We start from the raw sequence: 21,991 nt of genomic DNA, 5'->3' as shown, positions 1-21,991 counted from the left end.
ATACCGAAGCTGCTTTTAATTGACCAATTCTTTAGAATGAACTTCTTTAATTAAACTTTTTCTAGCAAGGAAGATCAAGGCAAAGGAAAGAACGAATAAAATTGCCGCGATGATTGAAAGCACATAAGCATCTTTTTGAAAGTTTTGCCAAGCAAATAATCCCAAGGAAGTCAATGTGACGGTAAACATAAAGAACATGGGAATGGTTACAAAGGTGGGGTTAATATCCTTTTTGATCAGCCAAACAGAAATCGTCAATAATGCGAGGGCTGCCAAAAGTTGATTGGCCGAACCGAAAATTGGCCATAAGGTGGTAAATCCACCACTCCCCAACAATAGCACAGACAATATGACAACCACCCCTGTAGAGAGGTATCTGTTTTGGGATAGTTTTTTACCAATCGGTTGTTCCACATCTTCAAAGTATTCTTGAAGGGTAAACCTTGCCAGCCTAGTACAGGTATCTAAAGTGGTGAGTGCAAAAGCTGAAACTGTCAAGGCCACAAAGCCTACAGCGAATGATTCGGATATGCCCAATGAAGAAATAATAGCTCCAAGACCATCGGCAAAAAGTGGTACAGGACCATCTTGCCCCAACCTAGACAAGTAATCTGTGCGGTTTAATACGATCACAGCCCCAACTGAAATGATGGCTAAAAATGATTCTATCAACATCCCTCCATACCCAACAACTTTGGCATCACTTTCTTTATCCAATTGTTTAGAAGTTGTTCCTGAGGCTACAAGGGAATGAAAGCCACTGATGGCTCCACAAGCAATGGTCACAAACAATACAGGAAACAAATAACCAAGATTCTCTGTAGACACATGTACTTCAGTATCCATCACAATGGTAGGATTGGCAATCACCACCCCTACAATCGCAGCAAGAATCAACCCATATAACAAAAAGCTATTCAGATAATCTCTTGGTTGCAACAGCATGGATACAGGAGTAACCGAAGCAATGAAGGCATATATTAACAGTATATAAATCCAAGTCTGATAATTGAGTTCAAATGGAATTTGCATGCCCAGATAGACAAAGTAATACATTACCACCACCCCTACAATGGAGGCAATTAGGAAAGCGGATTTTTTATTTTCGGTCAATTTGGTAACAAAGCCAAAAACCACTGCAAGCAAAATGAAAAGAATAGAAGCCGAAGCAACTCCGGGGTTATTAATAAATGTCTTGGCGATGATGTCAGCAAAAACGGCAATAATTAAAATCAAAGTGGAAAAACTAAACAAGATAAATAGTCTTTTACCTTTCTTTCCAATATTATTTTGAATGATTACGCCAATAGATTTCCCATCGTTCCTAAGGGAAGCCACCATGCTCCCCAGATCATGGACGGCACCAAAAAATATTCCACCGATCAAAATCCATATTACTGCGGGTACCCAGCCGAATGCTACGGCAATGATGGGACCAACAATTGGCCCTGCACCTGCTATTGAGGCAAAATGATGTCCCAAAACCACAATAGGCTTACTCGGGACGTAATCCACACCATCCTTTAACCGGTGAGAGGGAGCAAGATTATTATTGTTGATTTTAAACTTTTTAAAGACAAACTTTCCATAGGTGAAATACGCTACTATTAAAATAATTGCGGAAAAAAGAAAAAGGTACGTCAGTTGCATGATTTGGATTTATTATTCAAGCATCAAAGTTAATTAGAAAATTGATTTCATCGGAAATAAACCCTAATTTAAAAATTATTTAGTACCAATGGCAGATAGAAAAGACACATTGCTATTCCCTTTATTACTATTTTCCAAATTAATCCTCTCCTAAAAATGTTCAACAAGCCGACTCTCCTATTTCTAGGAGCCTGCATAGGATTATTGATTTTTAGCCATTTCTTTATGGAATTTGCTTTTCCAAAATTGCTGAGACTTTTCTATAAGCCCGGCACCCGGAAAGGAAAGCAATCCATGAATAAGTTTTCAAAAGCCCTTAAATGGGGGATATTTTTGGCCATATATCCCCTTATTGGCTATTACTTACCTCCTCCGGCCTCGTTAAATATTGTACAGGAAAGATTGTTTATAGTATTGGCTATTGTCCTATTTACCTGGATCATAATAGAATTATCCAATGTTTTACGGTATATCTTTTTGGAAAAATATACTTTCGACAAGGAGGATAACCTGCGCGAAAGAAGACTTGTGACCCAAGTTGCCTTCATTAGAAAGATCTTTATTATCGGGGTGGTGGTGATTGCCTTCGCTTCCATTTTAATGAATTTCGAATCTGCCAGAAGGATCGGTACCGGATTGCTTACTTCTGCAGGAATAATGGGTATCATCATTGGTTTTGCTGCACAAAAATCCATTGCCAACTTATTGGCAGGCTTTCAGATTGCATTTACCCAGCCAATAAGGATTGATGATGTAGTTGTCGTGGAAGGAGAGTGGGGTAAAATAGAAGAAATAAACCTCACTTATGTGGTTGTTCAGATTTGGGACCAGAGAAGGTTAGTTCTGCCCATCAACTATTTTATAGAGAAACCTTTCCAAAACTGGACCAGAACCACTGCAGCCATTTGGGGCACTGTATTTATATATGTTGACCCAACGGTTAATGTAGGTGAATTAAAGTCGAAATTAAAAGAAATTTTAGATGCTACACCTTTATGGGATAAAAAGGTTCAAGTATTGCAGGTCACAGATTGGACAGAAAAAACCATCGAACTAAGGTGCCTTATGAGCGCTAGAGATAGCCCAACTGCCTTTGATCTCAGGTGTTTAGTGAGGGAAAAGCTGCTTGAATTTCTTCAAAAAAACCATCCCGAAACACTGCCAAAAACCAGGGTATTGATGGAGAAAGAAACTGCAGAAATTAAGAAATGAAATGGGTAAACTTTTCGAGAAAGTAGATTTTGGTTTTATTTAACAGATATTACCTATAAATTTGGACTCCCAATGTGGTTTGGGATAATTTAAACAAAACTTTATGGCTTGGTTTAAAAGAAAAGACGCCGGCATTAAAACCTCAACAGAGGAGAAAAAAGATACCCCGGACGGATTATGGTATAAGACCCCGAAGGGAAATATCATTCACACCCGAGAGTTAAAAAACAACTCCTATGTTTGCCCGGATGATGATTATCATGTAAAAATCGGCTCCAAGGAATACTTCGAGATCCTTTTTGATGATAATAAATTCACAGAATTGGATAAGGAGATGATATCAGGTGATCCATTAAACTTCGTAGATAGCAAACCCTATCCCACACGAATTAAGGACACGATTGCAAAGACCAATTTAAAAGACGCTGCCAGAACAGGCGTTGGCAAATTGAATGGTTTGGACATTGTCATTACTTGCATGGACTTCAAATTTATAGGTGGGTCCATGGGTTCTGTAGTGGGAGAGAAAATTGCCCGAGCAATTGATTACTCTTTGAAACACAAGGTTCCATTCTTGATGATATCAAAATCAGGAGGGGCCAGAATGATGGAAGCCGGTTTTAGTCTAATGCAGATGGCCAAAACATCTGCAAAACTTTCGCTTTTAGATGAAGCGGGAATACCTTATATCTCCTTGATGACAGATCCTACCACGGGTGGGGTAACTGCTTCATTTGCTATGTTAGGAGACTTCAATATAGCCGAACCTGGAGCACTTATTGGTTTTGCGGGTCCAAGAGTTATTCGAGAAACCATAGGCAAAGATTTACCTAAAGGTTTTCAAAGTTCAGAATTTGTTCTGGAACACGGATTCTTAGACTTCATCATCGACAGGAGGCAGTTAAAAAACAGAATTTACACCTTGCTAAACCTTCTTCGGCAGTAGAAGGTTATTATATTAAATCTTGGGATTAATTTATCCCAAGATTGTGATGGTTTTGGGGAAATATAAATATATTTGTACGATTCAAAACCAGTTAAACATACTGATAAAGATAAAAATTTATTAAATGAGTTCAGTAATCATTACTTCGATAGTAGCATTTACCATTATTATTTTGCTACTGGTGTTTGTTCTTCTTTTTGCCCAGTCTAAGTTGGTGTCTTCAGGAGATGTTAAAATCATTATTAACGGGGACGAAAAAAACCCTCTAATCGCATCTGCCGGGTCTACCCTGCTCAACACATTAAGTGGCAAAAAAATCTTTCTTCCTTCAGCTTGTGGAGGTGGGGGTACCTGCGCCATGTGCAAATGCACCATTGAGGAAGGTGGAGGTGAAGTCCTTCCTACAGAAGAAGGTCACCTTAGCAGAGCAGAAAAACAAAACCAAGTAAGACTTTCTTGCCAGGTAAAGGTAAAAAATGACATGAAGATCCGGATTCCGGAAGAAATCTTCGGTATTAAGAAATGGGAATGTGAAGTAATTTCTAATTACAACGTTTCTACATTTATTAAAGAATTTAAAGTAAAACTTCCTGAAGGTGAAACTTTGGACTTTGAACCTGGAGGGTATATTCAAATAGATGTTCCTGCCATTACGGTATCCTTTAAGGGTATGGATATCACTCCTCACCCTGAGTTGGAACACCCGAAAGACGTGTACCAAAGCGATTGGGATAAATTTGGTTTATGGGATCTTTCCATGAAAAATGATGAGCCTCTTTTTAGGGCTTACTCCATGGCCAACCACCCAGCTGAAGGAAATATTGTAATGCTAACCATCCGTATTGCCACTCCACCTTGGGATAGAGCTAATAACAAATGGATGGATGTGAATCCGGGTGTATGTTCTTCTTATGTTTTCTCAAGAGTACCTGGTGATAAAGTAACCATTTCAGGACCTTATGGTGAATTCCATATTAATCCTACCCAAAGAGAAATGATTTACATAGGTGGTGGTGCCGGTATGGCCCCATTAAGATCTCACCTCTTCCACCTTTTCCACACAGAGAAAACAAATAGAAAAGTATCTTATTGGTACGGTGGTAGATCTAAAAAGGAGTTGTTCTACACACCACACTTTAGAGGTATTGAAAAAGATTTCCCGAATTTTAGCTTCAACATAGGCTTATCCGAACCTCTACCTGAGGACAACTGGAAAGTCAAAAAGTCAATGGATGACAAGGAGGGTGATGGCTATGTAGGCTTTATCCACCAAGTTCTTTATGACAACTACCTTAAAGAAATTGATGAGCCGGATGAAATAGAATATTACTTATGTGGCCCTCCTTTGATGAATGCAGCAGTGCTTAAGATGCTGGATGATTTGGGTGTTCCAAAAGAGAATATCAGATTCGATGATTTCGGAGGATAAAAAATCAGAAAAGGGTCCCGTTAAAGTTTAACGGGACTTTTTTTATGCCTTCTTTTTCCATAATTTTATATTAAATTATTCAACGGAACTCCTGCCCAACCTTAGACAGCATAGGCTTTTGGTTGATAGGCTTTATAAAAACAGAGTCCCTGCTGCTGCTTGGGAATAATAATATCGTGCCCAGCCAGAAGGTTTTAGCATTCAGGACACCTATTGACATTTCTGATTTAATATTCAATCTCTAAAAGATAACAATGGATTTACAGGCATTTTTCGAACCTATCCCTTCCGAGATTCTACAAGAAGAATATGGGCACAATGCATTTTTTCACCACATTCATTGTCATGATGAAACATTCCCGGATCTCAAAGGTATTCAAATTGCCATCATTGGCATAGAAGAATACAGGGGCACCGGGGATGATACATTAAAAAATTCATTGGCAAGCAGTACTGCCATTCGAAAGAAACTATATGCGCTCAAAAAGGGCCAGGGAAATTACAGCCTTGCAGATTTAGGCAATATTAAACTCGGGGAAAATTTACAAGAAACCCGATCACTGATCAGTTCCATTGGTGAATTAATGATAAAAACACAAGTATTGCCAATTTTTATCGGTGGAAGCCATGACCTGGATGTTGGGCAGTTTAAAGCTTACCAGCACATGAAAAAACTGGTCAGCTTACTAACTGTGGATGCTAAAATGGACATGGAGGATGCGGGCAATCCTCATGACCTGCATTCTCAGGAAGTGGTTTTACATGAGCCCAACTATATGTTCAACTATTGCCACCTTGCTTACCAAAGTTTTTTGACAGACCCTGAATTGGTCACCACCTTAGAGAAGCTTTACTTTGACCATATCCGTTTAGGGCAATTGCGGGACAACTTCAAAGAAACCGAACCGCTGATTAGAAATGCAGATTTATTAAGTTTTGACATTTGTTCCATCAATTCCTCAGATGCTCCCGGAGCCATTGGAGCGCAGCCTTTTGGCTTAAGCGCCGAGGAGGCCTGTCAAATATGCTGGTTTGCAGGCACCAATGAAAAGCTAAGTTCCATTGGAATCTATGGTTACCATGTGGATTTGGATGACCACAGGCAAAAGACTGCTGCCATTATTGCCACAATGGTCTGGTATTTTATTGAAGGCTTTCACCAGAGAAAAGACAGCTTATCATTTAAAAGTAGCGACTATATCAAGTATACCGTATCATTAGACTCCAAGCCTTCTATTTTGCATTTTTACAAAAGCAAGCTAAGCGGAAAATGGTGGCTAGAGATCCCTAGAAATAAGGGGGAAAAATACAATCGAGACTCCATTATTCCCTGCAGTTATCAGGATTACCAAACCGCTCAAAAAGGAGAAATACCCGAGCGATGGGTCAATGCCCAATTAAAACTTTATTAATAATACATATATATACCCTAGGTAGTCCTATATTTGCAAGAGAATAAGCATATGATTTCTATTTCTAAAAACCAACTGGCCTTAAGAAACGGGCAGGACAAACCTGAAATATGGATTGCTTACAAAGGCAAAATATATGATGTAGGTAATTCCAGACTGTGGAAAAATGGCAAACATTATGAACATTGGGCAGGACAAGACTTAACAGAAGAGCTTGAAGATGCCCCACATAATGAAAATGTATTTGATAAATTTGAACCAATTGGCTATTTAATATAAATGATTCTGATCGCAGACAGTGGCTCTAGCAAAACAGACTGGAGAGTAATCACACATGATAATAAAGTTCATCAAACAAGAACTGTAGGATTTAACCCCTATTATCAGACCAAAGAGGACATGGAGTTGGGACTCCAAACGCCTGATCTCCTTTCATGGAAAGATATTATCCAGGAGGTTTATTTTTATGGCTCCGGTTGCACCTCTGAGGCCAATAAAGAAACTGTGAAAAATGCCATCAACAGCATTTACAAAGATGCCAAGGTATATGTAGATCATGATCTAATGGCCTCCGCAAGGGCAACCTGTGGTCACGAAGCAGGTATAGCCTGCATATTGGGAACAGGCTCAAATAGCGGAGACTATGATGGTGACAAAATAACAGACAGCAGGCCTTCTCCCGGTTACCTTTTAGGTGATGAGGGTGGAGGAACTTATATTGGAAAGCACTTCCTACAAGATTTTATATACGATGACATGCCCACCGCTATTCGGGAAGCATTTATTGATAAATATCACCTTTCCATTATTGATATTCAGGACAATGTCTATAAAAGACCATTTCCTAATCGTTTTATGGCAGGTTTTTGTGAATTTATAGCCCAACATAAGGCTGACCCATATTGCTATGGGCTTTTCTACAATGGTTTTAAAGATTTCTTCTCAAGACATGTCATGAGGTACAAAGATTATCAAAACAAACCTGTGAATTTTGTCGGATCTATCGCTTACTATAACAATGATGTCCTAAGACAAATTGGAAACGATCTAAACATACAAATCAATACTATCCTAGAAACTCCAATAGCCGGATTAACACTCTACCACCAAAAAAAGATATGAGCACCACAGAAAGCGCCTCCTATTACAACCACCTTGAAAAAATGTCGGTCAATGAATTATTGACCAATATGAACAAAGAAGATCAGACGGTTCCACATGCGGTCAACAAGGCTATTCCTCAAATTCAGAAACTGGTGGAAGCCATAGTCCCTAGGATGGAAAAAGGTGGTCGTTTATTTTATATTGGAGCCGGCACTAGTGGCCGACTAGGTATCCTTGATGCTTCAGAATGCCCGCCGACCTATGGCGTACCACATGACATGGTAATTGGAATTATTGCCGGTGGGGATACGGCCATAAGAAAAGCAGTGGAAAATGCTGAAGATGACCCGGAGCAAGCTTGGGAAGATATTCAGGCATTTGATTTCAATGCTCAGGATACCATTATCGGTATAGCTGCATCAGGCACCACGCCCTATGTAATAGGAGGAGTAAAAAAAGCCATGAAGGAAGGCTTACTTACAGGCTGCATTACATGCAATGAAGGTAGTCCTCTAGCCAAAGAAGTGGCCATGCCGGTAGAGATAGTTGTAGGTCCCGAATTTGTAACAGGAAGTACCAGAATGAAATCAGGAACTGCTCAAAAACTGGCCCTTAACATGATATCTACCAGTGTCATGATTAAATTAGGAAAGGTGAAAGGCAATAAGATGGTAGACATGCAGCTGTCCAACAAAAAACTGGTTCATAGAGGCACATTGATGATCATGGAGGCCACCGGGCTAGGAGAAGCAGAAGCCTTAGCCATGCTTAAAGAACATGGTTCTGTAAGAAATGCAGTAAATGCCTTCGAGAATAGAAATTAATCTTATCCATCAAGTGTAACTTTCATCGATCTTTTTGGCATCGGAAATATATTCCTTGTATTTACTGTTTGCATCCAGCTTGCAAATTAACAATACATCCTCGCTGTCACTGATAAGATAGTCTTTAAGACCTTGAACCACGACTAATTTTCTAGGCGGGACGTTGATGAAGCAATTGCTTGTTTCGTACAGCATTGCCTGCCCATTAACGGAATTATTTTCTTGGTCTTTTTCACTGATGTCGTATAGATTCTGCCAGGAGCCAAGGTCTGTCCAGCCAAACTCACCCAACACGACAAATACTTCATTTGACTTTTCAAAAATCCCATGGTCAATGGAAATATTTTTAATAAAACTGTAAGCTTTTATTAAAAACTCAGCCTCTTTATCGGTGCAAAAATAAACTTCGCCTTCCTCAAATACTTCTGCCATATCCGGAAGATATTTACTGAAGGCCTGAATGATGCTTTCGTTTTTCCAAACGAAAGTCCCCGTATTCCATACAAAATCCCCGCTTTCAATAAAGGTGATGGCCAAGTCCAAATCGGGTTTTTCAGAAAAAGTCTTGACCTTTTTTACAGGTTGCCCAGCCTCAGGAAAAAACTGAATATAACCAAAATCAGTATCCGGTCTGTTGGGCTTTATCCCAATGGTTATCAATTTACCCAAGGAAGAAGCCCCTTCCATGGCCTTATCCATGGCCTCAAAAAACAAGTTTTCATTAAAGATCAATTGATCTGAAGGGCTGATCAAAACCCTGGCATTGGGATTAAGCTTTTGAATCTTATAACTCGCCAAAGCTATTGAAGCTGCTGTATTTCGTTGCATGGGCTCCACCAAAATCTGACCTTCAGGAATATCCGGCAATTGGTCTTTCACCAATGCGAAATACTCTTTATTGGTAACAATAATGAATTGATAGTTTTCAAAATGGTTAACATATCGGTCGTAGGTCATTTGCAGCAAGGTGCGTCCTGTTCCCAATAGATCTAAAAATTGCTTGGGCCTTTGGCGCCTACTTGAAGGCCAAAAATTAATACCTAAACCACCAGCTAAAATTACAATGTACCTGTCCTTTTCCTTCATTTTTATACGATACCTTCCTTCATCAAATCATGAATATGAACAAACCCAACCAAAGAAGAATTGTCTTGCACCACTAATTGTGTTATGTTAAAAGTTCTCATTACCTCTACTGCCTTTACTGCATAGTCATCCAAAAAAATGGTTTTTGGATCTTTGGTCATTATATCTCCTGCTTTGATTTCAGACAAATCAAAATTATTTTGAAGCATCCTCCTCAAATCTCCATCAGTAATTATCCCCTGTAGCTTTTGGGTCTCGTCCACCACTGCTGTTGCTCCCAATCTCTTGCTGCTTATCTCCAAGATCACCTCTTTAAGAGATGCGCTTTCTTGTACCATAGGAAGCAGACTGGCATCTATCACATCTTTTACCTTAAGGTACAACTGTTTCCCTAAGGTTCCTCCCGGATGAAACCGGGCAAATGATTCCGCGGTAAAACCACGAGCAGTAAGCAAGCAAATGGCCAATGCATCCCCCATCGCCATTTGAACCGTTGTACTTGTTGTTGGTGCCAAATTGTTGGGACAAGCTTCTTCGTCAATCCCTGTAAACAATACATAATCAGAATGTTTGGCCAAATAGCTGTCTTTATTCCCCACAAGGCCGATTAACTTGCTTCCCAGTGTTTTGAGCATCGGAACCAATAGTTTGATTTCAGGGGTGTTTCCACTTTTGGAAATACAAATTACAAAATCTTCTTTTTTAATCATACCCAAATCCCCATGAATTGCATCTGCCGCATGCATAAATAAAGAAGGAGTACCTGTAGAATTCAAAGTTGCCACAATTTTATTTGCAACGATAGCGCTTTTACCTATTCCTGTAATAACTATCCTGCCTTTACTATTTAAAACATCCTCAACACAGGTCTCAAAATCTTGGCCAATCTCAGGGATCAAATTTAATAGTGCATTGGCTTCGTTTTGAAACACATTTATTGCCGTGGTTCTAATATTTTTTAGTAAATTCAATTTTACAGCTGTTAATTGTTAGATTTGTATAAAGGTAATAAAGTTTTGCCTTAAACATTAATAATTGACAGGGAGTAACTCATTAAACTATTAATGTAGTGGATAGCGCAGTTAAAGATAATTTAAAAAAAATATTTGGTTTCAATCAGTTTAGAGGGAACCAACAGTTGATAGTGGACAATATTCTCAAGGGCAACAATACCTTTGTGATAATGCCAACCGGTGCAGGAAAGTCACTTTGTTATCAATTGCCTGCTGTTTCAAAAAATGGTACAGCCATTGTCATTTCTCCATTGATAGCCTTAATGAAAAACCAGGTGGATCAATTGAATAGTTTTGGCATCAATGCTCACTTCCTAAATTCCACTCTTAGCAAAACCGAATCAAATCGGGTTAAAGGAGAAGTTAGTGCAGGGCTAACCAAACTACTGTATGTAGCTCCTGAGTCCTTGACTAAGGAGGAGAATGTGAAATTCCTGAAAAGTGCAGACATCAGCTTTGTGGCCATTGATGAAGCCCATTGTATCTCCGAATGGGGGCATGATTTCAGACCGGAATACAGAAAGATAAAGTCAATCATTTCTCAAATAGGAGACAACCTTCCGGTTATCGCTTTAACAGCTACTGCCACGCCTAAGGTGCAGCAAGACATTCAGCGTAACCTGCAGATGGAGGAAGCTGATCTATATAAATCTTCTTTTAACAGAACGAACCTGTATTACGAAGTCAGGCCTAAGATTAAAAGTGAGACAAAAAAGGAGATTATTAAATACATAAAGTCTCAAAAGGGAAAATCAGGAATCATCTACTGCTTAAGCAGAAAAAAGGTAACTGAAATAGCCGAATTATTAAAAGTAAATGGCATCAATGCTGCCCCCTACCATGCCGGACTAGATGGTCATGTAAGGGTGAAAAACCAGGATGACTTCCTAAATGAAGAAGTTGATGTGATTGTCGCCACCATTGCATTTGGAATGGGGATTGATAAACCTGATGTCAGGTATGTGATCCATTACGACGTTCCAAAATCTTTGGAAGGCTATTATCAAGAAACCGGTCGTTCAGGTAGAGATGGGCTCGAAGGGCATTGTTTGATGTTTTACAGGTATGAAGACATCATTAAGCTGGAGAAATTCAATAAAGACAAACCTGTCAACGAAAGAGAAAACGCCAGGGTCTTGCTGCAAGAAATGGCAGCATACGCTGAGAGCTCTGTTTGTAGAAGAAGGTTTTTGCTTCATTATTTTGGGGAAACCCTCTCCAAAGACTGCGGTTTTTGTGACAACTGTAAAAAAACCAAGGAAACCTTTGAAGGAAAAGAGGACATCATCAAAGTCATCAATGCCGTTAAAGACACCAACCAACGGTTTAGCATGGAACATATCGTAAGCCTTTTACAAGGGGAGAAAAACGATTATATATTGAGCTATGGCCATGACAAGTTGCCCTCATTTGGCATAGGCAAAGACAAGGATGAGACCCACTGGAAGACAGTGTTAAGGCAGTCCATGATTTTTGGTTTGCTAGAAAAGGACATAGAAAACTATGGCATTATCTTACTTTCAGACAAAAGTGAGGACTTTCTAAAAAATCCACATTCTGTAGTGATTAGTAAAAATCACAATTTTGATGAAATGGCAGAAAATGTCTCCTCAGAAGAAATGAGCAATGTTGGCAAGGCCTATGATGAAAAGCTTTATGAATTATTAAAATTAGAGCGTAAAAAGGTAGCGAAAGCTAAAAACCTTCCTCCCTATGTCATTTTCCAAGACCCTTCACTTGAAGAGATGGCAACCGTTTACCCCACAAGTAGGGAGGAATTGGCACAAATAAATGGCGTTGGCACAGGAAAAGTCACTAAATTTGGCAGGTCCTTTATCCGACTCATTGAAAAATATGTAGAAGAAAATGAAATCATTACTGCTTCGGATGTGGTCGTCAAAACATCCGGAACAAGGTCAAAGGTAAAAATCACCATCATACAACAGATAGACAGGAAAATCGATCTCGATGAGATTGCCATGAACCTGAACATCAGCATGAGTGAATTACTGCATGAAATTGAACAAATCATCTACAGTGGAACTAAACTAAATATCAATTATTATATAGAAAACATCATGGATGATGAAAGAGAAGACATCCTCCATGATTATTTTATGACGGCGGAATCGGACCATATCAAGGATGCCATGGCAGAGCTCGAAGAAGATGACTTTGCTGAAGAAGAAGTACGGGTATACCGGATTAAATTTATTTCAGATCACGCCAATTAAAAAAAAGAAAATACCAAATGAACATATTGCTTATAGGGAGCGGTGGCAGAGAGAATGCCTTTGCATGGAAAATTAAACAAAGTGAAAAATGCGAAAATTTATGGATAGCTCCCGGTAATGCCGGTTCTTCGGCCTTCGGACAGAATGTATCCATAGGAGTGAATGATTTTGAAGCCATTAAAGACTTTTGTATTGACAAAAAGGTTGACCTCCTTGTGGTAGGACCTGAGGAGCCTTTGGTTAAAGGTTTGAGAGATTTTATGGCCCAAGTTCCTGAAGTGGCTGATATCCCTATTGTTGGACCGGGAAAATCTGGCGCAAGACTTGAAGGAAGCAAAGATTTTTCTAAAAACTTCATGTTGTCTCACGGCATCCCTACAGCTGCGTACGCCACTTTCACTCCTTCCACCTTACAGGATGGAATTGATTATTTGAAAAAACAAAACCTTCCGATAGTACTAAAAGCGGATGGCCTTGCCGCCGGAAAAGGTGTACTGATTTGTAGCAGTTATGAAGAGGCTGAGGAAAGCTTGAAGGACATGTTAATCGGCCAAAAGTTTGGAGAAGCCTCCACCAGAGTAGTCATCGAAACTTTCCTTACCGGCATTGAACTCTCCGTCTTTGTGGCCACGGATGGAGAAAGCTACAAAATACTCCCTGAAGCCAAAGACTACAAAAGGATTGGAGAAGGCGATACCGGCCCCAATACCGGTGGCATGGGTGCCATTAGCCCGGTCCCTTTTGCGGACAGTGAGTTCATGTCAAAAGTAGAAGAAAAAATTGTCAAGCCAACCATTTCAGGCCTTCAGAAAGATGGCATAGATTTTAGGGGATTTTTATTCATTGGCTTAATGAATATGGATGGAGAACCTTATGTCATTGAATACAATGTCAGAATGGGAGATCCTGAAACCCAAGCAGTATTACCAAGAATAGACAGTGATTTTCTGGAATTACTGAATGCTACTGCCAATAAGACCCTAAAGGATTACAGCCTTAGCATAGCACCGACTACGGCGGCCACCGTTGTGATGGTGGCAGGAGGCTATCCTGAAGCCTATGAAAAAGGCATGCCTATTTCAGGGCTTGAGAAGAAAAACATTAAAAACGCCATTACATTCCACGCAGGAACCAACACGAATACCAGTGAGCAAATTGTCACAAACGGTGGACGAGTTTTAGGTATCACCGGTTTGGGAGACACCGTGGAAAAGGCGATTGAGAATGCTTACGATAGAGTAGGCGAAATCACATGGGAGAAAGCTAATTACCGAAAAGACATAGGACAAGACATCCTCCGATTAGGTAATTAACCCCCATATTCACGAGGAGGAAACTCCCTAAAATATATATATAATATGTCAGGATGCGCAAACTGCAGTACCGACTCTACTGCTGTTGGTGGCTGCCAGAACAATGGCAGTTGTGGTACCAGCGATTGTAATAAAATGAATGCTTTCGATTGGCTATCCCATATGGGAATACCGGAAGTAGATAAATTTGATATTGTAGAAGTAAAATTTAAAGGAGGTAGAAAAGATTATTACAGGAATTCAGGACACCTGCAACTCACTACAGGAGACCCTGTAGTAGTAGATGTGCCTAATGGGCACCATATAGGTTATGTTTCCTTGCAAGGCGAGCTGGTTAGGCTTCAAATGCAGAAAAGGAAAATAAAAAATGATGACAATATCTTAAGCATCTACCGAGTAGCTACTCCTAAGGACCTTGAGAAATGGCAAGAGGCAAAAAACAGAGAAGTGCCTACCATTTACAGGGGTAAGCAGATCATTGATGAAATAAAGCTTTCCATGAAGCTGTCTGATGTGGAATACCAAGCAGACAATTCAAAAGCCACCTTTTACTACTCAGCGGATGATCGGGTTGATTTCAGGGAGTTGATAAAGCTTCTCGCCTCTGAGTTTAAAATCAGGGTGGAAATGAGGCAAATCAGCCTAAGGCAGGAGGCCGGGAGACTTGGTGGGGTAGGCGTATGCGGAAGAGAACTTTGTTGCTCTACCTGGATTCATGATTTTAAAAGTGTCACAACCTCTGCGGCCAGGTACCAAAATCTCTCGTTGAACCCTAGTAAACTTTCGGGTCAGTGTGGGCGGTTAAAGTGTTGCCTAAACTTTGAGCTGGAAAGTTACATGAGTGCGCTCGAAGATATCCCCAATATAGAAAAACCTTTACTAACCCAGGCCGGAAAAGCAAAGCTACAAAAGACTGACATCTTTCGAAGATTGATGTGGTTCAGTTACAATGACGACAACAACTGGCATTCAATTGATTGTGACAGGGTAAAAATCATAATAGAGCAAAATGCAAAAGGGATCACCCCTTTTAGCCTGCAACAAGACAAGGCCTTTGATGGGGAAATTGACACCAATAAAACCAATCAAGATCTTGAATTATTGGATAAAAAATTTGCTAATTCAAGGCCCAAAAAGAAACGGAAAAACAGATCCAGAAAATCAAGTCCGCAAAATAAAGGGCCGGAAACCCCTCAAAAAAGGCAAAATAAACCTGAAGAAAAACCACGAAATCCCAAAAATAAAAGACCACCTAAACGATCAAATAACCCTCAAAATGCGCAAGGCAAAACCGGAACTTCTCCAAAAGATCCCGAAGCTAAAGCGCCAAAAAACCAGGGTAACAATAGAAATAAAAGACGAAAACCAAATCGAAACAAAGGTCCTAGAGGTGGTGAAAACAGAAATAAGCCTGATGAAAAATAATAATATATTGGCCATTGCTATGCTAGCTTTCATTTTATGGGCAAGTGCAGCTTGCAACAATGGCCGTGTATATGAATCTTATCAAGACCTTGAAAAACTGGAGTGGGTGGTTACGGATACCATATCTTTCACTTTGGACTCTTTGGAGACCAATACAGGGACAAGCTCCATTTTAAGCATCCGGTACGATGACAAATATGAATACAACAACCTCTATGTTCGCTATTTCCTAAAGGATAGTTCGCAAGAAATCATATCAGATACCCTTGTCAACCTCCAGTTGTTTGATCCCAAAACAGGAAAACCTCTTGGGCAGGGTTATGGAAATAGAAGAATTATGTATGACACCCTTCCCGGAAATAGGGTTTTACCCAAATCTTCCTATCACTTTGTACAATACATGCGGAAAGACACCCTCTCCGGAATCGAATCTGTCGGGTTGAAAATTAATGCCAACAATTAATCCAAGCCAAGACACCTTGGAAATGATTGTGAGAAGATCATAATTGTAAGCCCCTACACAAGCATACAAGGGTCGCTAATAATTGCTAAAAGCTTCCATCACTCTCCGGACTGACTTTTTACTTGGGCTAATTTGGTTTGTAACAAGTCTTCTTTATCTAGCCAATATTGGCGACTAAATAAAAACACGATGTTCCAGTTTCTAGAGGACAACAGTCGAGGGTGATATACAAAGGCCTCTTTGGCCGTTTTTGAGGAGAAGAACCGCTGATCATCAGTAAGAATTGCCGCCACGGCTTTACCATTTTCATTGACCTCCAGATCCATCACTGCAGAATAGGGGTTTTCCACTACCTCATGGCTCCCATAATTACCTATCAACCGGTCCCTAAATGACCAATTTCTGTCATATCCGGGGGCATCAGGTCTCAAAGCCAAGGTTGCCGTTCCTTGCTGCACCTCATTTACAAAAGCCAAATACTCTTTTAACAACCTGATTCCGGCATTTTTCATATGCCTTTCTTTAAAGTCAGACATCTTTAGACTAGAGATAAGAACATTTCGTTTCCGGGCTCTGGTAATGGCTACATTTAACCTGTTTTCACCCCCCTTTCTGGAGAGAAGGCCAAAATTAGCCGTGAATTTCCCTTCCGGGTTTCTAGCATAACCTACAGAAAAAATCACCTGATCAAACTCATCCCCTTGTACATTTTCAATGTTTTTTACCCGAATGTTTTCATCTTGAGACAACAAGTCATCTTCCTCTATCAAACTGGAAATTAGCATCATTTGATGATAATTGAAGGTAATGATACCAATGCTATCTGAAGGGTTGATTGCCCGAGCACTTTGTAACTGAGCCATTACCTCTTCGGCCTCCTGAATATTGGTTTGGTCTTTCCATACTCCTTCCACTTTGATCAATTTCAATCCATGATCACCACTATTCAAAACCTTCCTGTCAGGCAACATGTATAACTTCCCTTTATAGAAATTTCTATTTGAAAAATCTATTAAGGGCAAAGTGGCACTTCTATAATGGGTTTGTAGATGATAGGTGGGAAAATACTGTGCTGCCATCTCCAACAAGGCATCAATTTCCACTTCCATTGTTTCTTCTTCTTCAGCCTGCAACCTTGTTTGATACAGGTCATAGGGTTGAAGCTGTTGCCGGTCCCCTGCAATGACCACCTGCTTTCCTCTCAACATCAATGGCAAGCCCCTTTCAAAATAACACTGACTGGCTTCATCAAAAATTACCAAATCAAAGTATTGTGTCAAAGGAAATAATGCGGATGCTGTCTCAGGAGATGCTAGCCAACAAGGAATCAGCCTAAAAATCTCATCTTTATAGTGAGCTATTAATTTCTTCACAGACCAAATTTGTCGCTTTTTCCCTACCTGATGCCCCAGTTCTCTGTAAGATATAAGGTTGTTTAGCCGATTGTATTCCAAATTGGAACAAACCCCTTCCCTTAACCTCATCTCAATAATAAAACGTGCGATTTTTAATTTCTCTTCAACAGAATTTTCAAAATCAGTAATATTTGACTTGACTTGGGGGCCATAGATTTCTTTTAAGACCGGGTATTTGGCCTCTAGGTGGCTGATCCAACTCACTTTCAAACTGGATAAAAAAACTTCTTTCAGGGAATCATAATTGCGATCGGGAAATTCATCAATTAATTTTTCTATCACTTTTTTCTCTTCCTCCGACATGATGTGCCTTAGCTTGTCGAAGCGGCTCAATTCATCTACATCTTTTCCTAGGTTGGACTGAATTTCTTTTAAGCCCTTTTCATCCTCAGCACTTAATAGGTGTTTGATCTGAATTTCAGTAAGGTATTCTCGCCAAGTAGAAAAATGGTCTTCCACCCAATCATTAATTACACTTACCCCTTCCAATAAATGTTGAAAATGATTGAAGGTAAATTGAGGTTTATAAAAATAGGAAGCCAAAACCCCTAACTCACTCATGATAAATCTGGCATTCAACGCTTTGACATGCAAGGCTGACACCTCTTCAAATGCCTCAATGGTAAAAGGTTTTTCGGGAAGTTTTATCCAGGGTTTCTGTTTCAATAAGGCGTATTGATGATTTAGATTCATCCTGTTCTCAAGCCTTTGTACCAAAACCCCAAGGTCTTCTTTACTGTTTTTTAACCCATTCTTTTCTAGCAACGATTTGATTACAGTATATTTCTTTTGGTTGAAATTCAAGGATAGTTTACCGTACCATGAATCCAACTGCTTAACAGCATCTACAGCCAAGGCTAAAGTGGCTTCCACTTCTTGATCACTTATCCCCCATTCCACACCCTCATTCATCAGTAATTTCCTGATCATGTCTACCTTATTCTCTAACCATAAGCGATCCAGTGTTCCTGCATCATGCTTCATCAGGGCCTTAAACTTTTCATAGATCTGCGGATCGTCAATGGCAAGGCTTAAGGCATCCACTCTTTCCTTTTGCTGGAAAGATTGGTAAATAAGCCCATATTCAAAGGTATCTGCCAGCATGGAATTCAAATCATTTTTGGCAGTAATCTTCACCAAGGACAGCTCTTCAAAGGTGGCTTTCGCTCCATTGATGGCCTCAGGCCCTTTGTCTGAAAAATCAACCCTATGCAACCAAAATGAAGAAGCTACCTGGAATTTTTTATAGTAGTATTGGTATTGCTCAAAATCATTTAAAAAACCATCCAAATCATCCAGACGGAAATTTCTGTACAATTGGGTCATGTCAATCCCTTCACTTCCATAATCTGAAGTAAGGTATAGCTCTTTGACCGGAGCCCCACAATCACTCGTGTCATACAATGCCTCCTTATAGGCATCAAAAAAATCTGAATACCTTTCAATATTGGTGCACATTTGGCTAAAATTTCTTTCTAGCTGTATCGCATCAATAGAACTATTCAAAGCCTTGTAATTGTCCAGTGAACTGATCTGGTGGTTTATTTTTTTATAGAGCTCCTTGCGGTCTCCTCTGTAGTCATGGACCAGTGCTGTAAAATTTGCCATACCTTGTGAGGCGATACGTTGATACACCACATCAAGGGCTGCTCGTTTCTGAGAAACCACCAATACTTTTTTACCTCTGGAGGCAAAATCAGCCATCATATTACAAATGAGCTGAGACTTCCCTGTACCCGGAGGCCCTTGGACCACACAAGAGTTTCCCGACTTAATATAATTAATGACAGCCTCTTGGCTTGCATCAATGGGGAAAGTATTGTACAAATTGTTTTCTGTGGTAGAGTGTGGATTGTCGGTATTATTGGCATAATAATCAGAAAACAAAGCCTCTAGGTTTTCTTGATCAGCTTGATCAATCAATTGCTCATAATCATCCATCAGAAAAGAGCTTTTTTGAGAAAACTGGCCCAAAATGGCGTATGGTTTTAATTTCAACAATCCAACTTCAAAGGATTCTTCAAAAAACTCCCTGTTATTGTCAGGAAAAAATTCCAATTGATCCTGATATATTTCTCGGCTAAAATTTAATTCGACCTGGTTTTTGAGCAGCTGGTAAAGATCTGCTCTAAATCCCATGGCATCCTTATGAAAATCTTCAAGGGAGGTCTCCAACCACTCTGCATCAAAGGGCTTTCCAACTGCCTGACTGTAGGCCAGTAAAAAGGAAGGGTTTAAAAATGGCAACTCCCCTACACTTTTTCTTAGATACCAGGTTTTGTCATCTAAAATAAGCTCCACCGGAAAGAATACCAAAGGGCAACGCGTGAGTTGGCCATTAAGTAGCTTGCCCTCCACAAAAGGCCAACCTACAAATAAACTTTTTTCGCCTGTTTCTTCAATGGTAAAATTAACTTGCTGTTTCAAGCGTTTTAAGCGTACAGAAAGTTGATTGACATTTTGATCCCTACTATCAAGCACCTGAATCAAAGGAATATTTCTCTTCCTCCCTAGTAATTCAGTGATGTAGAAAAAAGATGCATGGTTATTTAAAAAATGAAAATCCTTCAAATCAATCATTTGACTGGCAATGATTTTGGGAAGGAATATGGAACGGTTATTAGAAGAAAGATCTACTAACCTATTCAAATAAACCCGAAGTACATCTTTTAGTTTTGACATTATTTAAAGGGTGAGTCTTTTTCTTTGGCCATATGGTTGTAAACTATTTTATCCATTATTCCGGGCATCCATTTGTTCAAAAAAACCGCTAATTTCCCTTGCCGAGTTAACACAAGGTCTCTTTTCTTTTTCCGCAGAGCATTCAGCATGGATTCAGCCACTTCTTCGGCCGTCATCATCTTATCTTCCTCTCTAGGCGATTCACTTTGGCTACTCCCATCCCCCATTAAAGCATTGTTTCTAATATTAGAGGCGGTAAAGCCCGGGCAAACTACCAGAACATGTACGCCTAACTTCATCACTTCCGTCCTCAATGACTCAAAGAAACCATTCATGGCATATTTACTGGCAGTGTAAGCAGTTCTTGCAGGGGTTCCCCTGAAACCATTGATGGAGGAAACGCCAATAATGGCCCCTTTATTTTTAAGAATTTCATCCATGCAGTATTTGGTAGCATATACGGTGCCCCAAAAATTAATATCCATTACTTGATGAAAAACTTTCAAGTCCAGATCTTTAAACAATGCCCGCATGCTTATTCCTGCATTGTTGATCAATATATCTATTTTCCCATAATGCCGGATAACGTCATGCGCCATTTTTTCATTATCCTCGGCCTTGGCTGCATCACAAACGCCACCTCCACACTCAACTCCTTCCTTTTGAAGCAGAAGCAATGTTTCATCTAATTTAACTCGGCTTCTACCGGTAATCCAAATTTTAGCCCCGGCTTTACCAAAAATGAGGGCACAAGCTTGCCCTATTCCCGAGGTGGCCCCAGTAACAACAACCACTTTATTCTTTATTTCCATATTTTTTTTAACCAAGATACAATTCCGTCCTAAACAAAAAATAAGAGATTCCATTTTTTGCCCAAAATAGTTATTTTAGGTTTGAACCAAAAAAGGAGCCCCCTCATATGTAATATTACATTGTTTTCACAGATTATTAAAAAATTGACCCGTCAATTTTAAAGAAATTGTTACAGAAAAAGCTAACTGAAAGTGCTGTTGCTATGACTATTGGTATGCCACCAATTTTTAATGCGGATGCTGATTGTTATCAGAGAATGAAATATTGTGAAGGTGAGATGACAGTCTACAATTGTGAGCCTGATTACTACACCAGTGAAAATTGCAGTGCAGCTTATCCACAATGTAATCTTTGTGATTGTTGATTTAGGTAAATGGGGTTCTTGTTAATTAGGACGCCATTTATTCATAAAGGTAATATTTTCATTTCACCTAATGGTATGTTAATCACATAATGGTTTTATCAGGGAAGTCTTTTTTTTAAGTTTCAACTATCACGTTTAAAATTTATTTGTTTAATTCTCTGATAAAAAATCATTTAAATATTTCTCAAAATCTTCAGGAAATGTAGGGTTGTTTCTACTTTTTGCTATATCAATTATTTTGTCGTCTTTAATTGCGAAAATAAAACGATAATAGGGACGAGTTCCTAGGCCTTTTATTTTATTTGATTCTAGAAATTTGCTTTCAGGATCGTAAAAAACTGGCCAATAAAATTCTCTTTGTTTTAACCTTTCCTTTATTTTAGTAGAGTCTTTTTTATCAATGTAAAATAGAAAGGCTATTTCCGGAAACTTTTCAATTGCCTCAGCCCATTTAATAAGGTGTGTAGAGGAACCATTTGAGTAAGAAACGATTTTATATTTATAATCATACCACTTTTTATCAAATTCTATTGAATCATTTAGGGAAAAGGTTTTTAAATCTTTTGGGTAAGTGATTTTATCCGCTTTACTTGAACAAGAAGTACT

At 39.4% G+C, this 21,991-nt stretch carries 17 protein-coding genes; 11 read left to right on the top strand and 6 right to left on the bottom strand.

Annotation, left to right across the window (positions count from 1 at the left end; translation table 11 throughout):
* Window positions 1–15 precede the first annotated feature (15 nt).
* On the bottom strand, window positions 16–1,650 hold the full coding sequence (locus Q4534_RS21785) for a carbon starvation protein A (protein WP_303615273.1): 1,635 nt from the start codon (window positions 1,648–1,650) through the stop codon (window positions 16–18).
* Between the two features lie 294 nt (window positions 1,651–1,944).
* Between Q4534_RS21785 and Q4534_RS21780 the strand changes: the two genes are divergently transcribed.
* From Q4534_RS21780 to murQ, 7 genes are all read left to right on the top strand, one after another.
* Window positions 1,945–2,862 (top strand): mechanosensitive ion channel family protein, encoded by a 918-nt coding sequence (locus Q4534_RS21780; protein WP_303615272.1) that lies wholly within the window; start codon window positions 1,945–1,947, stop codon window positions 2,860–2,862.
* Between the two features lie 103 nt (window positions 2,863–2,965).
* Window positions 2,966–3,808, top strand: a complete 843-nt coding sequence (gene accD / locus Q4534_RS21775; protein ID WP_303615271.1) for an acetyl-CoA carboxylase, carboxyltransferase subunit beta — start codon at window positions 2,966–2,968, stop codon at window positions 3,806–3,808.
* Between the two features lie 124 nt (window positions 3,809–3,932).
* Entirely contained in the window at window positions 3,933–5,237 is a 1,305-nt protein-coding gene (gene nqrF, locus Q4534_RS21770) for an NADH:ubiquinone reductase (Na(+)-transporting) subunit F (protein WP_303615270.1), read from the top strand.
* Between the two features lie 254 nt (window positions 5,238–5,491).
* Window positions 5,492–6,649 (top strand): formimidoylglutamase, encoded by a 1,158-nt coding sequence (locus tag Q4534_RS21765; RefSeq protein ID WP_303615269.1) that lies wholly within the window; start codon window positions 5,492–5,494, stop codon window positions 6,647–6,649.
* 51 nt (window positions 6,650–6,700) lie between these two features.
* Window positions 6,701–6,928 (top strand): cytochrome b5 domain-containing protein, encoded by a 228-nt coding sequence (locus Q4534_RS21760; protein ID WP_303615268.1) that lies wholly within the window; start codon window positions 6,701–6,703, stop codon window positions 6,926–6,928.
* Window positions 6,929–7,771 (top strand): acetate and sugar kinases/Hsc70/actin family protein, encoded by an 843-nt coding sequence (locus Q4534_RS21755; protein WP_303615267.1) that lies wholly within the window; start codon window positions 6,929–6,931, stop codon window positions 7,769–7,771.
* Window positions 7,768–8,577, top strand: coding sequence for an N-acetylmuramic acid 6-phosphate etherase (murQ, locus tag Q4534_RS21750; protein WP_303615266.1), 810 nt, complete (start codon window positions 7,768–7,770; stop codon window positions 8,575–8,577). The genes Q4534_RS21755 and murQ overlap by 4 nt, the downstream gene beginning before the upstream one ends.
* A gap of 9 nt (window positions 8,578–8,586) precedes the next feature.
* Here the strand turns inward: murQ and Q4534_RS21745 are convergent, their stop codons facing one another.
* Together Q4534_RS21745 and Q4534_RS21740 are read right to left on the bottom strand one after the other, a co-directional pair.
* Window positions 8,587–9,663, bottom strand: a complete 1,077-nt coding sequence (locus Q4534_RS21745; RefSeq protein WP_303615265.1) for a mannose-1-phosphate guanylyltransferase — start codon at window positions 9,661–9,663, stop codon at window positions 8,587–8,589.
* 2 nt (window positions 9,664–9,665) lie between these two features.
* Window positions 9,666–10,634 (bottom strand): SIS domain-containing protein, encoded by a 969-nt coding sequence (locus tag Q4534_RS21740; protein ID WP_303615264.1) that lies wholly within the window; start codon window positions 10,632–10,634, stop codon window positions 9,666–9,668.
* A gap of 98 nt (window positions 10,635–10,732) precedes the next feature.
* Between Q4534_RS21740 and recQ the strand changes: the two genes are divergently transcribed.
* Genes recQ through Q4534_RS21720 form a run of 4 tightly spaced genes read left to right on the top strand, consistent with a single transcriptional unit; the run spans window position 10,733 to window position 16,111 of the window.
* The gene (gene recQ / locus Q4534_RS21735; protein WP_303615263.1) at window positions 10,733–12,910 is read left to right on the top strand and encodes a DNA helicase RecQ; all 2,178 of its coding nucleotides are present in this window, start codon (window positions 10,733–10,735) and stop codon (window positions 12,908–12,910) included.
* A 17-nt stretch (window positions 12,911–12,927) separates the two neighbouring features.
* Entirely contained in the window at window positions 12,928–14,223 is a 1,296-nt protein-coding gene (gene purD / locus Q4534_RS21730) for a phosphoribosylamine--glycine ligase (protein WP_303615262.1), read from the top strand.
* A gap of 45 nt (window positions 14,224–14,268) precedes the next feature.
* Window positions 14,269–15,648, top strand: a complete 1,380-nt coding sequence (gene ricT, locus Q4534_RS21725; RefSeq protein ID WP_303615261.1) for a regulatory iron-sulfur-containing complex subunit RicT — start codon at window positions 14,269–14,271, stop codon at window positions 15,646–15,648.
* Window positions 15,638–16,111 (top strand): gliding motility lipoprotein GldH, encoded by a 474-nt coding sequence (locus Q4534_RS21720; protein WP_303615260.1) that lies wholly within the window; start codon window positions 15,638–15,640, stop codon window positions 16,109–16,111. Before ricT ends, Q4534_RS21720 begins: the two co-directional genes overlap by 11 nt.
* 98 nt (window positions 16,112–16,209) lie before the next feature.
* Here the strand turns inward: Q4534_RS21720 and Q4534_RS21715 are convergent, their stop codons facing one another.
* The 3 genes from Q4534_RS21715 to Q4534_RS21705 all read right to left on the bottom strand — a co-directional run.
* Complete coding sequence (locus Q4534_RS21715) at window positions 16,210–20,208, bottom strand: AAA domain-containing protein (RefSeq protein WP_303615259.1); 3,999 nt, start codon at window positions 20,206–20,208, stop codon at window positions 16,210–16,212.
* A complete protein-coding gene (locus Q4534_RS21710) occupies window positions 20,208–21,020 on the bottom strand; it encodes an SDR family oxidoreductase (protein WP_303615258.1) in 813 nt (270 codons plus the stop codon). The genes Q4534_RS21715 and Q4534_RS21710 overlap by 1 nt, the downstream gene beginning before the upstream one ends.
* A gap of 515 nt (window positions 21,021–21,535) precedes the next feature.
* On the bottom strand, window positions 21,536–21,991 hold a 456-nt coding region (locus Q4534_RS21705), incomplete at its 5' end, for a hypothetical protein (protein ID WP_303615257.1).

The sequence above is a fragment of the Cyclobacterium sp. 1_MG-2023 genome, assembly GCF_030546805.1.
GTDB lineage: Bacteria > Bacteroidota > Bacteroidia > Cytophagales > Cyclobacteriaceae > Cyclobacterium.
The sequence above is the reverse complement of the archived record's forward strand: the minus strand, read 5'-3'. Positions and strand labels throughout refer to the sequence as shown.

Excerpts from the sequence above, each read along its gene's own strand:
- nqrF (WP_303615270.1), top strand. The coding sequence starts at position 3,933 with ATGAGTTCAGTAATCATTACTTCGATAGTAGCATTTACCATTATTATT.
- murQ (WP_303615266.1), top strand. The coding sequence starts at position 7,768 with ATGAGCACCACAGAAAGCGCCTCCTATTACAACCACCTTGAAAAAATG.
- Q4534_RS21785 (WP_303615273.1), bottom strand. The coding sequence starts at position 1,650 with ATGCAACTGACGTACCTTTTTCTTTTTTCCGCAATTATTTTAATAGTA.
- Q4534_RS21780 (WP_303615272.1), top strand. The coding sequence starts at position 1,945 with ATGAATAAGTTTTCAAAAGCCCTTAAATGGGGGATATTTTTGGCCATA.
- accD (WP_303615271.1), top strand. The coding sequence starts at position 2,966 with ATGGCTTGGTTTAAAAGAAAAGACGCCGGCATTAAAACCTCAACAGAG.
- ricT (WP_303615261.1), top strand. The coding sequence starts at position 14,269 with ATGTCAGGATGCGCAAACTGCAGTACCGACTCTACTGCTGTTGGTGGC.
- Q4534_RS21745 (WP_303615265.1), bottom strand. The coding sequence starts at position 9,663 with ATGAAGGAAAAGGACAGGTACATTGTAATTTTAGCTGGTGGTTTAGGT.
- Q4534_RS21760 (WP_303615268.1), top strand. The coding sequence starts at position 6,701 with ATGATTTCTATTTCTAAAAACCAACTGGCCTTAAGAAACGGGCAGGAC.
- Q4534_RS21755 (WP_303615267.1), top strand. The coding sequence starts at position 6,929 with ATGATTCTGATCGCAGACAGTGGCTCTAGCAAAACAGACTGGAGAGTA.
- Q4534_RS21715 (WP_303615259.1), bottom strand. The coding sequence starts at position 20,208 with ATGTCAAAACTAAAAGATGTACTTCGGGTTTATTTGAATAGGTTAGTA.
- Q4534_RS21710 (WP_303615258.1), bottom strand. The coding sequence starts at position 21,020 with ATGGAAATAAAGAATAAAGTGGTTGTTGTTACTGGGGCCACCTCGGGA.
- Q4534_RS21720 (WP_303615260.1), top strand. The coding sequence starts at position 15,638 with ATGAAAAATAATAATATATTGGCCATTGCTATGCTAGCTTTCATTTTA.
- purD (WP_303615262.1), top strand. The coding sequence starts at position 12,928 with ATGAACATATTGCTTATAGGGAGCGGTGGCAGAGAGAATGCCTTTGCA.
- Q4534_RS21765 (WP_303615269.1), top strand. The coding sequence starts at position 5,492 with ATGGATTTACAGGCATTTTTCGAACCTATCCCTTCCGAGATTCTACAA.